Annotated in this window: 13 protein-coding genes and 1 riboswitch; of the genes, 9 read left to right on the top strand and 4 right to left on the bottom strand. The window is 47.3% G+C overall.

Annotated elements, in window-relative coordinates; all coding sequences use genetic code 11:
* Nucleotides 1-114: 114 nt before the first annotated feature.
* The 3 genes from ade (at nt 115) to KNO72_RS11830 (ending at nt 4,163) form a co-directional block, all read left to right on the top strand.
* Nucleotides 115-1,824, top strand: a complete 1,710-nt coding sequence (gene ade, locus KNO72_RS11840) for an adenine deaminase (protein WP_214758239.1) — start codon at nt 115-117, stop codon at nt 1,822-1,824.
* 118 nt (nt 1,825-1,942) lie between these two features.
* A complete protein-coding gene (locus tag KNO72_RS11835; RefSeq protein WP_015880753.1) occupies nt 1,943-2,227 on the top strand; it encodes a hypothetical protein in 285 nt (94 codons plus the stop codon).
* A 57-nt stretch (nt 2,228-2,284) separates the two neighbouring features.
* A riboswitch (Lysine riboswitch) is annotated at nt 2,285-2,459 on the top strand.
* 111 nt (nt 2,460-2,570) lie between these two features.
* Nucleotides 2,571-4,163, top strand: a complete 1,593-nt coding sequence (locus KNO72_RS11830; protein WP_214685501.1) for a Na+/H+ antiporter NhaC family protein — start codon at nt 2,571-2,573, stop codon at nt 4,161-4,163.
* Between the two features lie 347 nt (nt 4,164-4,510).
* Here KNO72_RS11830 and KNO72_RS11825 read toward each other — a convergent pair whose 3' ends face one another.
* The gene (locus KNO72_RS11825; RefSeq protein WP_214685503.1) at nt 4,511-6,136 is read right to left on the bottom strand and encodes a peptide ABC transporter substrate-binding protein; all 1,626 of its coding nucleotides are present in this window, start codon (nt 6,134-6,136) and stop codon (nt 4,511-4,513) included.
* Between the two features lie 223 nt (nt 6,137-6,359).
* Here KNO72_RS11825 and KNO72_RS11820 point away from each other — a divergent pair, with 223 nt between their 5' ends.
* Complete coding sequence (locus tag KNO72_RS11820; protein ID WP_214685505.1) at nt 6,360-7,763, top strand: basic amino acid/polyamine antiporter; 1,404 nt, start codon at nt 6,360-6,362, stop codon at nt 7,761-7,763.
* A gap of 17 nt (nt 7,764-7,780) precedes the next feature.
* Here the strand turns inward: KNO72_RS11820 and KNO72_RS11815 are convergent, their stop codons facing one another.
* The gene (locus KNO72_RS11815) at nt 7,781-9,835 is read right to left on the bottom strand and encodes an EAL domain-containing protein (RefSeq protein ID WP_214685507.1); all 2,055 of its coding nucleotides are present in this window, start codon (nt 9,833-9,835) and stop codon (nt 7,781-7,783) included.
* A gap of 155 nt (nt 9,836-9,990) precedes the next feature.
* Between KNO72_RS11815 and KNO72_RS11810 the strand changes: the two genes are divergently transcribed.
* The 3 genes from KNO72_RS11810 to KNO72_RS11800 all read left to right on the top strand — a co-directional run bounded on the left by KNO72_RS11810 (nt 9,991) and on the right by KNO72_RS11800 (nt 12,002).
* Nucleotides 9,991-11,193 carry an ornithine--oxo-acid transaminase gene (locus tag KNO72_RS11810; RefSeq protein ID WP_015880758.1) on the top strand — a complete coding sequence of 401 codons (1,203 nt, stop codon included), beginning with the start codon at nt 9,991-9,993 and terminating at the stop codon, nt 11,191-11,193.
* Between the two features lie 79 nt (nt 11,194-11,272).
* Nucleotides 11,273-11,659: a fluoride efflux transporter CrcB gene (gene crcB / locus KNO72_RS11805; protein WP_078146292.1), complete on the top strand. Its 387-nt coding sequence runs from the start codon at nt 11,273-11,275 to the stop codon at nt 11,657-11,659.
* A 10-nt stretch (nt 11,660-11,669) separates the two neighbouring features.
* The gene (locus KNO72_RS11800; protein ID WP_214685622.1) at nt 11,670-12,002 is read left to right on the top strand and encodes a fluoride efflux transporter FluC; all 333 of its coding nucleotides are present in this window, start codon (nt 11,670-11,672) and stop codon (nt 12,000-12,002) included.
* Nucleotides 12,003-12,036: 34 nt separating this feature from the next.
* On the opposite strand, the gene yhfH is transcribed toward KNO72_RS11800, so the two are convergent.
* On the bottom strand, nt 12,037-12,195 hold the full coding sequence (yhfH, locus tag KNO72_RS11795) for a protein YhfH (protein ID WP_015880761.1): 159 nt from the start codon (nt 12,193-12,195) through the stop codon (nt 12,037-12,039).
* Between the two features lie 149 nt (nt 12,196-12,344).
* Here yhfH and KNO72_RS11790 point away from each other — a divergent pair, with 149 nt between their 5' ends.
* Together KNO72_RS11790 and KNO72_RS11785 are read left to right on the top strand one after the other, a co-directional pair.
* Nucleotides 12,345-12,707 carry an ArsR/SmtB family transcription factor gene (locus KNO72_RS11790; protein WP_015880762.1) on the top strand — a complete coding sequence of 121 codons (363 nt, stop codon included), beginning with the start codon at nt 12,345-12,347 and terminating at the stop codon, nt 12,705-12,707.
* A gap of 110 nt (nt 12,708-12,817) precedes the next feature.
* Complete coding sequence (locus tag KNO72_RS11785) at nt 12,818-14,860, top strand: heavy metal translocating P-type ATPase (protein WP_214685509.1); 2,043 nt, start codon at nt 12,818-12,820, stop codon at nt 14,858-14,860.
* Between the two features lie 39 nt (nt 14,861-14,899).
* Here the strand turns inward: KNO72_RS11785 and KNO72_RS11780 are convergent, their stop codons facing one another.
* Nucleotides 14,900-15,523, bottom strand: coding sequence for a hypothetical protein (locus KNO72_RS11780; protein WP_214685511.1), 624 nt, complete (start codon nt 15,521-15,523; stop codon nt 14,900-14,902).
* Between the last annotated feature and the right edge of the window lie 8 nt (nt 15,524-15,531).

The following is a 15,531-nucleotide window of genomic DNA, read 5'->3' as shown; positions in this document are numbered from 1 at the left end:
TAACCCCTTTCAGACGGATATGTTATCATTGTCGCACAACTTGAAAAAGAAATTGCAACGAAAAGAATATTCTTGGTAAGATAGTTAAAATACGTTGAATAAGGAGATCGAAAGATGGAGAAACAACATTTGATTGACATCGCCGCAAAGAAAAAGAAAGCGGCCGTCGTCTTTAAAGACGTCGCAGTGATTGACGTGTACAGTCGTGAGACGATTCGTACAGACGTCGCCATCGACGCAGGATATATCGTGGCTATTGGGGAAGAGTACGATGGAGAGGTCGAGTATCACGATCCGACGTGGACGCTTGCGCCGTCCTTTATCGATTCGCACGTCCATATCGAGTCATCGATGGTCCCCCCGCATGAATTTGCGAAAGCAGTCTTACCACTTGGTGTCACGACCGTGATTGCCGATCCACATGAGATTGCGAATGTGAACGGAGCACTCGGGATTGAGTACATGTTAGCAGATGCGAAAGGACTTCCACTCGACGTTCGGATGATGCTTCCGAGTTGTGTACCAGCGACACCGTTCGAACATGCAGGTGCTAAACTGTATGCGGAAGATTTGGTACCGTTTTTAGGAGATCCAGGAGTGCATGGACTAGGCGAGGTCATGGATTATCCTTCGGTTGAAGCCGGAAGTGAAGACATGCTTCAAAAAATCGCACAGACGGAACAAGCGGGTAAAGTGGTCGACGGACACGCATCGGGACTTGGCCCAGACCAATTGAACGTCTATCGTTCTGCAGGAATCATGACGGACCATGAATGTACGACTGCGGAAGAGGCGATTGAACGAGTGCGACGTGGATTCTACGTTCAAATTCGGGAAGGGTCCGTTGCTCGAAACGTGGAGAAGGTGAGCCTAGCCGTTACGGAAAGCAATGCCCACCGCTTCCTTTTCTGTACGGATGATAAGCATTTGGATGACTTGGTCGCGGAAGGTGGAATCGACTACAACATCCGTACCGCCATCAAGCAAGGGGTTAAGCCGGAAACGGCCTATGCCATCGCAAGTCTACATGCCGCAGAGGCCTATGGATTAAAAGAGGTCGGGGCGATCGCACCTGGTAAGAAGGCGAACTTCGTTATCTTGTCAGACGTCGAATCGGTAAAAATCGAACAAGTCTATGTGAATGGTACGCTCGTCGCGGAGAAGGGGAATGCGACGTTTGAATCGGAAGGGATTGAAGTGCCGAAACCGATGAAAGGTGAGCTCGCTTTACCCGAATTGACCGCCGAGTCGTTCCGACTTGCCGCAAGTGAAGAAGAAATCGATGTCATTCAAGTGCTTCCGAACAGCTTGTTGACGAAACGACAGCGTCTCACGTTCCAACCAGACGCATCAGGCGCAGATTTATCGCAGGATATCGCGACGCTTGCCGTCATCGAACGCCATCACGGGACAGGCCATATGGCTCTTGCCCCGGTAACGGGATTCGGCTTGAAACGAGGTGCCCTAGCAGCCACGGTTGCCCATGACAGCCATAACTTGGTCGTCGCCGGGGTCAGCCCGGAAGACATGTTGCTCGCGGCGAGAACGCTTGAAAAAGTAGGGGGAGGGGTCGTCGCCGTATCGGAAGGAGAAGTGCTTGCCGTCCTTCCGCTCGAGATTGGTGGACTGATGACGAAGCGACCATATCGTGAAGTGGCAGAGATTCTGGAACAGCTGAATGATGCGCTAGATGTCGTGGGAGCCCATCGTCATTTCAATCCGTATTTGACGATGTCCTTCCTCGCCTTACCGGTCATTCCTGACTTGAAATTGACCGATATGGGATTGTTCGACGTGACCACGTTCTCATTCATCAACGCTTGACTCGGTCTAACGTATGATTTTTGTTAAGAACCGCCGATAACGATTGAATGCGTGACGGGAAGTTGGTATAGTTACGTCAAGTTTCATCGGGTCAACATTGAAAGGGGGGATATTACAGATGGAACAAGTTGCTTACAATCGGTCGTATGATGAACATGAGGAATTGATCAATTCTGTATATCGTGCTTTCAAGGACCGATGCGAAGAACTACCAGAAGAAACTCAGACAAAACGTCGTTTACGACGACTCATTTTCTCTACGATTAAAGAACAGACGAAGTCTCACGCTGACCGATTCGTGTTGTATCACTTCTTCAACGACTTCTTTAAAGCGGTGGAAACGAATGACCAAGAAGCACTCGCTGTCTTGAAGCGAATCATTCGTGATGAAAAAAACTATTGATATGTGACACCAACCTGTGATAATTTAGACGTAACTTTAAATGAATATTCGTGCTATCGATGAGGTAGAGGTGCGATGCTGATGAGTAAGTAGTCGGAGGATGACAACGATGAGGACTACAAAAAGGCAGGATCGCCGAAGTGCAACACCATGTCCGTGGGGTTGTGCTGGGCTGACGGGAAATACCCGTCGGACTGCCATACATATTTACGTATGGAGCGCTCCAAGTCGGCTAAGAAAGACGGAACATCCAGCGAGGGTGTCGGCTTTGTTGCCGATGCCCTCGCTTTGCGTTTTTTTAAGCATAGGGGGCCTCATCCTAATAAAAAAGGAGGAATTCAGCATGGTAGATTATTCAACATCGGTACTCTCACTCGTACCGGCATTACTTGCAATTATTATGGCAATCACAACACGAAAGGTCATCCCATCACTCGGTGTCGGGATTATCGCAGGAGTCCTTCTCTTGCATAACTTCAATCCAATTGATTCGATTCAATACTTGTGGTCGAACATCATCGCTTTATTCTGGGCGGATGGAGCCATCAACGAATGGAACGTCTTGTTGATTGCGTTCTTGCTCTTGCTCGGGATTTTGTCATCCATCATTCAAACGTCGGGCGGCGCCCGCGCGTTCGGAGAATGGGCGGCTTCAAACGTCAAGACGGCCCGTGGCGCTCGTCTCGTCTCGTTCGGACTTGGGATTTTGATTTTTATCGACGATTATTTCAACAGTTTGGCCGTCGGGAACATCAGCCGACCGCTTACGGACCGAAAAAAAGTATCGCGTGCAAAACTCGCTTATATGATTGACTCGACAGCCGCACCGGTCTGTGTCATCAGCCCGCTTTCAAGTTGGGGTGCATATATCATCGCCATCATCGCGGGTATTTTGGCAAAATACTCGATTGACAGCTATTCTTCATTCTCTGCATTCATTCAAATCATACCAATGAACTTCTATGCCGTCTTCGCACTACTCTTGACAGCATATGTGGCATTCACTGGACTTGCCATCGGACCGATGCGCACGCACGAACTTCGTGCCCTCCAAGGGGAGTTGTATGATTCGGCAAAAGGAAAGCCGATGGGAATGAGCGAAGATTTACACGAGCACGAAGGTGGAAAAGTACGTGATTTGATCGTACCAATTATCACGCTGATCATTGCGACAGTGTCAGCGATGCTTTACACGGGTGGTCAAGCGCTCGCGGCTGACGGTCAAGACTTCTCGTTGATTGGAGCCTTCGAATCGACAGATGTGACACGCTCACTCGTTGCGGGTGTTGTCATCAGTTTGATTGTCGCATTCTTGCTTCTCATCGGACGTAAAATCCCAACACGTGACTATGGAAAAGCGGCATGGGAAGGCGTTCGTGCCATGTGGCCGGCTGTCTTGATTCTCTTGTTTGCTTGGACAATCATTGCGGTCATCAGCGACATGAAGACTGGTGAATACTTGGCGAGCTTCGTGACAGATACAATCGCTGCATCTTACTTGCCACTCCTTCTCTTCTTGATTGCCGGAATCATGGCATTCTCGACAGGAACGAGTTGGGGAACATTTGGTTTGATGCTTCCGATCGGTGCCGACTTGATCATGGCTGTTGAACCGGAACTCCTTCTCGCGTCACTTGCGGCTGTATTGGCCGGCGCGGTGTTTGGTGACCACTGTTCACCAATTTCAGATACAACGATTCTCAGCTCAACAGGAGCGGGCTCGCACCATATCGACCACGTGGTGACACAATTGCCGTATGCTATTCTTGCAGCGGTTGTCTCGGCGATCGGTTACTTGGTGCTCGGGATTACAGCGTCGATTTGGATCGGATTCTTCGCTGCATTGATTTCGTTTATCGTATTGGTTGGAATCGCAGAAGTGATTTCAAAACGTGGGAAAGTACCTGCAGAACTCCGTGCGAAGCGTGAGGCTTAATACACGAAAATGACTTCCATCGATTTGATGGAAGTCATTTTTTATGTGCGGTCGTCACTGCATAAGTGAGACGGTCGAGTAGTTTACCGAGAATGAACCAAAAGAGAACTATGATGTACAGTGATAGGCTGTGGTAATGGAGATGAATGACGTACAAAGAAAACCAAGGTGTCTCGAGCAACCAAAATGGAGGCGAAGTAGATGTGCTTGTCATCCAATCCAGATACATTCATGATGCAGATCGTGACAGCTAATAAGGTGAACCGCAGTGTCAAACTCTTTATAGAGAGACTTTCACGACAGAAAAACCTCCCTGGTCCATGTAGGAATCAAGGAGGTTACAATCATTATTTCACGTCAAGCCACTTGAAACTTGCATCGGCACCGAACGGGTGACGGTACATGTTCTCGATGTTTGAACGCTCTAAGTATGCCTCACCTTTTTGATAAATCGGAGCGATGGCAAAGTCTTCTTCGAGAAGGATGCGTTCTGCTTCTTGCATTGCTTCCCAACGTTTCATCTGATCGGCTTCTTTCTTCGCAGATTGAATCAACTGATCATATTCGTCATTCGAGTACTCCATACGGTTAAACGGTCCGTCTGTGACCCACATGTCGAGGTATGTCATCGGATCCTGATAGTCAGGGCCCCAACCAGCTGCAGAAACGTCATATTCGCCTTTCCCTTCAAGATCAAGGAAGTTTTTGAACGGTTGCTGTTTGATGTTAAGTGTCAAACCAGGCAAGTTCTTCTCAAGTTCGCCTTTGATGAACTCGTTCACTTTCTTGAATGCTTCTTCGTCACGTGAGAGGAACTCGAGTTCGATTGTTTCAACACCTAATTCTTCTAATCCTTTTTCCCATGCGGCTTTTGCTTCATCTACGTTGTAGTTGAGGAGGTCTGGATACTTCTCACGGAAGTCAGCTCCGTCTTCTGTGAACGTGAAGTCTTTCGCTACGATATAGTTCGCCGGTTGCGATCCGTCTGTTAAGATGACATCTGTCACACTCTGTTTGTCGAATCCTTTCGCAAGTGCTTCACGGATGTTGACGTTTTGGAGCGCTTCGTTCTTTTGGTTGAAACGAAGGAAGTTGATTCGAGCATCGGCACGCGTTTTGAACTCGTCGCTGTCTTCGAATTGCGGAACGAATTCAGAAGAGAGGAGCGTGTAGTCCGCTTCACCCGACTCGAACAAGTTGACCCCAGTCGATACGTCTTTTACGACTTTGACGTTGATCGTGTCCATCTTGACGTTTTCAGCATCCCAATATTCAGGGTTCTTCTTGTAAACCCATCCTGCATTGTCTTGCCACTCGCTCAAGACGTAAGGTCCATTATAGAGTGTCTTGTCGACAGATGTTGCGAACTCTTCGCCTTGCTCTTCGACGTACTCTTGTTTTTGCGGCATATATGTTGGGAATCCAGTCAAACCTAAGAAATAAGGGGCTGGTGCTTCCAATTGTACTTCAAGCGTTTTCTCGTCAATCGCTTTTGCGCCGAGGTCGTCGAGCGACATTTCACCCGCAAGGATTTTGTTGGCGTTTTTCAAGTCTTGAAGAATGTAGGCATACTCCGCACCTGTTTCAGGATTGAGGGCACGTTTCCAAGAGTAAACGAAGTCTTCAGCTGTAATTGGAGAACCGTCCGACCAGTTTGCGTCACGTAACTTGAACGTGTATGTAAGGCCGTCCTCAGATACTTCGACATCTTCGGCAATCCCCGGTGTCGGTTGGTTGTTCTCGTCTAGACGATACAATCCTTCGAACACGTTGTTTGTCACGATGACCGATGTCGAGTCTGTTGTCAGTGTCGGATCGAGCTGCGGCAAATCCGTCGCTGATACCATTGTGACTTCTTTTTTCGCATCGCTCGAAGATGAACCTTCTGAACTTGATGAGTCATCCCCTGTGCTACAAGCTGCCGTCGCCAATAATGCGACCCCCGATAACGCTAACCATTTTTTATTACGCATCATACAACCTCCCGAAAATTCTGATAATTTAGAATATGCTGTAATTAAACTACATCTAACATGAATATGCAATGGAATTTTTCAAATTATCCGAAAATATAAACTTGTTTAGAATGACTATGCAGCAATCCTTACAGGAAGTAGAATAGAAAAATCAACGAATGATTATACAATATTTTTGTATAGTTATTCGTATAGACAGAGTAGTAGTGGAGGCGTTAACTTGAAACAACATTCAGCCGGAATCGGCTTTTTCGGTCTTGCGGCAATGGTCGTCGGGACCATGATTGGTGGAGGTGCGTTTAACCTGCCTGGTGCCATGGCACAAGGGGCAGGGGTCGGACCAGTTTTAATTGGGTGGGGGATTACGGGTGTCGGCATGATTATGCTCGCCTTTGTCTTTCAGTTTTTAGCAAACACGCGGCCAGAGCTAGAAGGCGGAATTTACGCCTATGCCCGTGAAGGTTTCGGGAAGTTTGTCGGATTCAACAGCGGATGGGGGTACTGGATGTCGGCTTGGATTGGGACGGTAGCCAATATCACATTGATTTTCAGTACATTGGCTTATTTTTTTCCTATATTCTCAGCAGAACACCGACTGTTTCGCTTGTTCGTGAGTGTCGTTCTGATTTGGGGCTTATTTTGGCTCATTTCACGTGGGATGCGTGAAGCGGCACTTCTCAATATCGTGACAACGATTGCGAAACTCGTTCCGATTATCTTGTTTATCGTGTTGATTGTATTCGCATTTCAAATGGATACGTTCCAAGTCGATTTTTGGGGAGAAACAGGGTTTGTTTGGGCGGATGTGTTTCCACAAGTGAAGTCGACGATGCTCGTCACACTCTGGGCATTTGTCGGGATTGAGGGAGCGGTCGTATTGTCATCGCGCGCACGTCATAAAAAAGATGTCGGTCGTGCCACGGTCATTGGTCTGATTGGAACTTTATTGATATATATGATGATCTCCATCTTCTCGTTTGGTGTCATGACACAGGAACAACTCGCTGCGTTGCCTGAACCGTCGATGGCATATGTGTTAGAAGCGGTCGCCGGTCCGTTCGGCGCAACCTTGATTAACATCGGACTGCTCGTATCATTAACAGGCGCATTGCTCGGTTGGACGATTTTAGCGACGGAGATTTCGTACTTGGCGAGCCGGGATGGGGTGTTTCCAAAGGTGTTTCACCGTTTGAATGCGAATGAGACACCGGTGAACGCACTATTCATCACCCAAGCGTTCACCCAAGTCGTCACGGCCATCGCCTTGTTTTCAGAACAAACGTATCTCGTGCTTTCAAGCATCGCTGGAATCGCAGCACTCGTTCCTTATCTATTCTCGGCACTCTATGGATGGATGGAGGCGAAGCGGGCGACGTCGCTACGGATGATGGTCGTTTCCGGGGTTGCCTCGCTATACGCCGCCTGGTTACTCTATGCTTCAGGATTCGAGTATGTCTTGATTGCGATGATTCTATACGCCCCTGGCATCTTCGTCTTTCTTTTGGCAGAACGGGAACAAGGACGACCGTTCTTGACCCGTACCCAGTCGATGATTGCCTTGATTATTCTATTATGTGCGACCTATGGCATTTATGGACTTTGGACAGCCGCGATTGCCCTATAAGAAAACTCACCGGCGCCTCAAGCGTCCGGTGAGTTTTTTGATGATCGGAGTAATTGTTCGATTACACTTGGTGAAGCAGGTCTTGCGTATATATAGCCCTGGAAAGAATCGCAGTCTGTCGACTTTAAGTGTGCCAACATCTCTTCATCTTCGACTCCCTCTGCGACGACGTGGAGATTTAAGCTCTTCCCAAGATGGACGATGACATCGAGGAGATGAGATTTGGACGCCATCCAATCATCGAGAAAGACTTTGTCGATTTTGAGTTCATCGACCGGGAAGGACTTCAAATACTGTAAGGATGAAAAACCTGTCCCAAAATCGTCAATCGACAGTCGATAGTTCAAGCGCTTGATTTGTTCCATGCGTTCGATGATTTCATCGGTCTTTTGCATGACGAGACTTTCCGTGATTTCCAAGATGACGTCTGCTGGGTCGAGCTGGAGTTGTTGCTTGATGTTTCGTAACGTATTCAAAAAACTGTCACTCCGAAATTGATTAGGCGAAATGTTGATTGCCATCGAAAGCGGTTGATCGAACTCGGCTTTCCAGGCTTTCAGTTGTTTCGTTGCCTCTAAGATGACCCAGTTGTTGATGGGAACGATGAGTGCCATCTCTTCCGCGAGCGGAATGAACTCTGAAGGCGGGATTTGTCCGAGTTCTTCATGATGCCAACGAAGGAGTGCCTCAAAACCGATGAGACGGTCTGTGGCGAGTTCATACTTTGGTTGATACTCAAGATAAAAATGCTTTTCTTCAAGAGCTCGATACATCGCCTTCTCAATATGGATCTGTCTAGAGAAGGCAGCATCCATATCCTTTGTCACGAATTGAATCGTACCGACGCCAATCTGTTTCCCTTTGAAGAGGGCACTTTCAGCACGTGTATACAGTTCCTCGAGCGAACTTGCCGATGACGGATAAAACACGCATCCAATCGAAATCGATACCATGATGGAGTGATGGTAAATCCGGAACGGACGTTGCAGCTCGTGTTGTAGATGTCGAAGTACTTGGAACACTTCTTCCTTAGATTCCTCGAAGAACATGACACCGAACAGTCCGCCCGTAGGATGGAATAAAAGAGCGGATTCCGGAATGAGATGAAGTGCGCGCTCCTTGATTTGAATCAGGAGTTCGTTCCCGACACGAGAGCCGAATGATTCATTGATGATTTTGAAGCGGTCGATATCAAACAAGGCAATATGAAAGAGTCCTTCTCGCTCGTCGATTTGCTGAAGGATGGAGTCGTAACGACGTAAAAACCCTTTCTTATTATAAAGTCCGGTCAACTCATTTTGATAAGCGAGGGACTGGACTTCCTTTTCAAGGCGTTTCTTTTCCGACACATCAAATCCGAAGGCGGTATATTGAATCACTTCATTCTTCTCACTAACAATTGGTACGACAGTCAAGTTGAGCCAACACGGCTCTGACTCATGTTGCTTACAGGAGATCGGCATCTCGCCGTTCCAAACTCTATTCGTCGCTAGAGATTTTAAGACGTTACGCGAAATCTCGTCTTGGTCACTCGAATCATGGATGAGATTGAACCATTCGTGGCCGATTAGCTGTTGCTCCGTCGCATCGAGTAGACGGCATAACGAAGGATTGATGTCTACAATCTCGCCTTTCGCATTTGTCGCCAAGTAATGTGTGGACTGTTTGATCATCTCTTGAAAATGATGAAGTAGATTGAACTGTTCTGTACTGATGAGCGGTCCAAATCCTTTTGGGAGAAACGCTAAAAAATAACCATAGATCCCTTCGAGCGAAAAAGATTGCAGGTAGGCAGTCGCATAGATGACGGAGCCATCTTTATGTTGAAACGGCGTCATCGCCGTTGTCGAGAATGGATATTGAAGGAGGAGCGGAGACCATGTTTCGAGAGCATGATCTAATTGCCGGACGACCGGCAGCGGTTGATGGAGGACTTCGTCACGTTCCCAGCCGAATAAAACTTCGGCATGCGTATTCCATAATAGGACCGTACCATCTTGAGAAATATAACAACACGGAACAGATAAAGCATCGATGAATTCATCTACTGGTAAATCACGCAATGAAGCCACATCATTTCCTCCAATCTGTCATGCTAAATACATATTCTAATGTCAGTGTACCTGATTTTGCCAATTCAAGGAATGCTTAAGTTCGTCATTGTCAAAAGAAAGAGGGACGTCATATACTGAAAGAGTAAGATAGTTTTGAATAAGGGGGAAACAATATGTCAAAAACACATGATGTGATTGAGTTGACAGAGAAGTTCGGGGCACATAACTATCATCCACTACCGATTGTCATTTCGGAGGCGAAAGGGATTTGGGTAACCGATCCTGAGGGGAACCGCTACATGGATATGTTAAGTGCATACTCTGCTGTCAATCAGGGACACTGTCATCCAAAGATCATCCAAGCGCTTAAAGATCAAGCGGATAAGATCACGTTGACGTCGCGTGCCTTTTATAACGATCAACTCGGACGTTTTTACGACAAAGTGGTAACGCTTACAAAGAAACAGATGGTGTTACCGATGAACACGGGTGCAGAAGCGGTCGAGACGGCCGTGAAGACAGCACGTCGTTGGGCATATGACGTGAAGGGTATTCCGGGACAAGCTGAAATCATCGTCTGCTCAGGAAACTTCCATGGACGGACGATGGCTGCTGTGTCGATGTCGACAGAAGCGGAATATCAGCGTGGATTCGGACCGCTATTGCCAGGGTTCAAAGTTGTGCCATACGGTGATATCGACGCGTTCGAAGCGGCGATCACAGAGAATACAGCTGCGTTCATCGTTGAACCGATTCAAGGGGAAGCTGGAATCATCATTCCGCCGGCTGGTTATTTGAAGCGGGCATCTGAGCTCTGTAAAGAACATAATGTCCTCTTCGTCGCAGATGAAATTCAGTCTGGACTTGGTCGTTCTGGAAAGTGGTTTGCCATCGAGTGGGAAGACGTCACACCGGATATGTATATTCTCGGAAAAGCACTTGGAGGCGGAGTCTTCCCAATCTCATGTGTTGCAGCTGACCAGGAGATTCTTTCGGTCTTCAACCCAGGCTCGCACGGGTCGACGTTTGGTGGAAACCCGCTTGCTTCGGCTGTCTCCGTCGCGGCTCTTGAAGTGTTAGAAGAAGAAAACCTACCGGAACGTTCGCTAGAACTCGGGACGTACTTCATGGATCGCTTGAAGTCGATCGACAATCCGATGATTCGTGACGTTCGCGGACGTGGACTCTTTATCGGCATTGAGTTGACGGAGTCGGCTCGTCCTTACTGTGAGGCGCTAAAAGAGCGAGGACTTCTCTGTAAAGAAACACATGAGACCGTGATTCGATTGGCACCACCGCTCGTGATCACGAAAGAAGAACTCGACCAAGCGTTCGAAGCGATTGAAGCCGTTTTGGCTCCAGCAGCTATTTCGTAAATGAAGACAGCTTGATATAATCGTTTTAGCTCAATCGACACCTGCGTTGCAGGTGTCTTTTTCGTAGAGGAGGAGTTGGATGATTTACATATATGTCGGATTGGCAGGGGCGGTCGGTGCTTTGGCACGCTATGGCCTTGGTATGATGATCGATTCGATTGGACCGAGCGCATTCCCGGTTTCGACATTGCTCATCAATCTCAGCGGTAGTTTTTTGTTAGGGTGGTTGACTCACATGTTTCTTCGAACGGGTAAACTTTCTCCTCAATTCGTCACGATTGTGGGGACTGGAATGATTGGTTCCTTCACTACATTCTCCACGTTTAGCGTTGAAACGATTCGATTATTAGACGAAAGTCGGATAGGGTTGGCGCTTCTATACGTCTTTTTGAGTATCACGCTTGGACTCGGGAGCTCATGGCTTGGTTATCGTGTCGGCGTGAGACGAAAAGGTGAGGTGAAATAGAGTGACAATCATGTGGATTGCGACAGGTGCCTTTTTTGGTGCGATGTGTCGTTTTGCTATCGGTCAACTGATGAAACGGTGGTCTGATTCTACCTTTCCATTTGCAACATTATTCGTCAATGTGTCGGGTTCGTTTGGCCTTGGGTATTTATATGCCCACACGAGCCATCCGTCGCTCTTTCTCTTTTTAGGGATTGGATTTTTAGGGTCGTTTACGACGTTTTCGACTTTGAAACTTGAATTGATGCGGTTTGCGACAAAAGACTGGATTCGATTCGGACTTTATCTCCTTGCGACATATCTGTTTGGAATACTGGCTGCTTATATCGGATGGTCCATCTAAAACAACGCCCCTTCCATTTCGAAGGGGCGTTGTTTTATTCTGCAAGTTGAAGCTTCTCGGTACATGAAGCACAAGTCGTTTCGTATGACTCGCACTGTTCATCCATATGCTTCCCGCATTCCTGGCACGTTTTGTCCGGTAGTTTTTGATAAAACTCGACAGATGATTCGAGTCGGCTTGCCCATTCATTCATATGAAAATGCCTCCTTCGTAGATGTGTCACGGTATTGGTTGTTGTCATGATTGTATTATAACAGATGGCGTAAAGTCAACTATAATATATAACAGATATATTCGGGATTTCTTGCTACACTATACTCATCAAAAGACGAGGTGAAAAAAATGAAAGTGCCACAGTGTGAAACGATTGGGATTCAATCTGAGGACGTTCCAACGCTACAAACCGCCTTGGCGCAATTAGATGCGCCTCGAGTCAGTCGTTTGTTTAAAGCATTCGCTGATCCGACCCGTTTAAAAGTGCTGTATGTGTTGACACTCGAACACGAACTATGTGTATGCGATGTGGCCGCCGTTATCGGCCACTCTAACGCGACCGCATCTCACCATTTACGGACGTTACTCGAACAAGGGTTGGTAAAGTATCGTAAAGAAGGGAAAGTCGTTTATTATTCATTGGATGATGAACACGTAAGACAGCTCGTTGAAATTGCGTTGACGCATAGTGAAGAACAAAAAGACGTTTAAGTCCAATGACCGTCCCTCGAATGGGGACGGTCATTTTTTTGGTACTTGTCTTCGATTAAAATTCACGTTACGATATATTCAAATGAACGTTTGAATGTTAGGGGGATATGATGAAAAATCGAGACGTACTACCTGTGTCCGGTATTACCTGTACGAATTGTGCAGCTAAGATTGAGCGAGATGTATCGAAACGTGAAGAAGTCGCATCTTGTCAAATTGATTTTGCGACGAGTCGTATGGTGATTGAGTGGGTGGACCCGTCAAACCGTGACAAGACGCTTCAGTCGATTGAGCAGACGATGGGACGGATTGAACCGGGAGCAAAGTTTGTTAAACAAGACGACGATCAAACCGTAGGACGAGATTGGACGCTTTGGAGATTCCTTATGGCTGCTTTTATTTTTTCAATTGCCATTTGGACAGATTCGACTTTAGGATTCATTGCGGCATATTCACTTGCTGGCTACGACGTCGTATACGGTGCGATCCGGAACGTATGGAACCGGGAATGGTTTGACGAGAAATTTTTAATGACCATTGCGACAATCGGGGCATTCGCCATTTCAGAATACCCGGAAGCGGTAGCAGTCATGCTGTTTTATCAGCTCGGTGAATACGTGCAAGGACGGGCGGTACGCGCCTCCCGAAAATCGATTCAGTCCTTGTTGAATATGAAACCGACCCGAGCGCGTGTACTCGAGGCGGGTCAGGAAATGGAACGATTGCCGGAAGACGTGTCGGTTGGGTCACATCTCGTCATTCGTTCAGGAGAACTAGTCCCGATGGACGGATTCGTCGTGAGTGGGGCGAGTTCCCTAAATACATCGTCTTTGACAGGTGAATCCGTTCCAAGGCAAGTGAGCGCGGGCGAGGAAGTGTTGGCAGGTATGGTCAATATCGAGGGGCGTCTCGTCGTTGAAACGACGAAACTTGCGGCTGAGTCGAGCCTTCAAAAAATGATTGCTCTCGTCGAAGAGGCGAATGGAAAGAAAGCAAAGACGGAACAAATGATCACACGATTGGCAAAAGTCTACACGCCGATCGTGGTAGTCATGGCGACACTTGTCGCATTCGTTCCACCCTTGTTTGTAGGGGACTTGAATGAATGGATTTACCGGGCCTTGATTTTTCTCGTCATCAGTTGCCCGTGTGCACTTGTGATTTCTATCCCGTTAGGTTATTTCGGGGGGATCGGTTCTGGATCGAAACAAGGGATTCTTGTAAAAGGTGGCGAGTTCCTTGACACGTTGACTGAAGTGGATACAGTGGTCTTCGACAAAACAGGGACATTGACGACCGGACGATTTGAAGTGACCGATGTCGTGACGACAGACGGTATCACCGTTAATGAACTGTTACATTTAGCTGCTCGGGTCGAACGAGCATCCAATCATCCTCTTGCGCAAGCAATCGTCCGTCGTGCTGGGGAGGTTCAAGCGTTTGAATCGATTCAAGAGGAGCCAGGATATGGTCTCCGTGCACGAGATGGTGACGACGAGGTGTATGTAGGGAGTGCCCGTTACATGGAACGGTTAGGTCAAGTGATTGCAGATTCGTCAATCGGGACGAATGTACATGTGATGAAGAATAATCGTTGGCTTGGACGAATCGAACTGATGGATACGGTAAAGCCGGATGCGATGGCTGCAATCGAACAATTGAAACGAATCGGAATCCAGACGGTCATGCTATCTGGAGATCGTCGAGAAGTCGCTACAAAAATTGGCAAGCAACTCGGATTGGATGAAGTACGAGGGGAGTTGCTTCCACACGAGAAAGTGGAGGCAATCGAACGGATGCTCGGAACGCGTAAAGTTGCTTTCGTCGGGGATGGTATGAATGATGCGGCGGCTTTGGCCCGGGCAGACGTCGGTCTCGTCATGGGTGGCGTCGGAAGCGATACAGCAGTCACGGCGGCGGACGTGGTATTGATGCATGATGCGCCAACGGATGTCATTCGGGCCATTGAGCTAAGCAAACGAACGAAGCGCGTCGTCTGGCAAAATATTTTCCTTGCCTTTGGAATCAAAGCACTTGTCATGCTTTTAGGATTGTTCGGCATCGCAACGATGTGGGAAGCGGTATTTGCGGACGTGGGAGTGGCGCTTCTTGCCATCGCGAACGCGACGCGGTTACTTCGTATGACATTATGAAAGAAGTGTCTCGGTTTTGTACCTGAGACACTTCTTTTTTTATTCGATTCTGTCGTGATGCGTTTTAATGCGCAACAACATAAAGGAGAGGATGACAATAATGGCAAGAAGTAAAAAAGTGATGGTGAAAAGGACTTGTGTCAAGAAAGATACTTGATTCTCTGCCGCAATCAACTCTTTATGAATGTCTTTGTATTGCATTTGTTTGAGAGACCGTAAATCTTCTAAAATCGTTTGCCGAAGTTCTGTCATCGTTTCTGCGACAGCCGTCGCTTTCACTAAGTCGCCTTCTTCATAGATGACGAGAACGCGATCGGCTTCCTTTTCCCAAATGGCATCTCGTTCGAGTAAATCGAGGACAGAGCTCGGTGTGTCCGGGTCATCGATGATGGATTGTTTAAGGTCTTTGGCTTGTCGAGACATGCTATAGTACATCTCTAAAAAGTGTCGGTCTTCATATGCGAGTAATCCACGGATGGCATTTGCCCGTTCGACGTTATAATACATCACGTCTTCAATCGATTCATAGGAGTCGAGTTGTTCGCCTTGAATGGTTTCGAGACGCTCATTTGTTTCTTTCAATTGAAAAATAAAAATAAAAATAATCGAAATAGATAAGATTGATAAACTGATCCATAATAAAATCCACTTTAGTTGTGACATCGTGACCC

Source organism: Exiguobacterium sp. s123 (genome assembly GCF_018617075.1).
GTDB lineage: Bacteria > Bacillota > Bacilli > Exiguobacteriales > Exiguobacteriaceae > Exiguobacterium > Exiguobacterium profundum.
The sequence above is the reverse complement of the archived record's forward strand: the minus strand, read 5'-3'. Positions and strand labels throughout refer to the sequence as shown.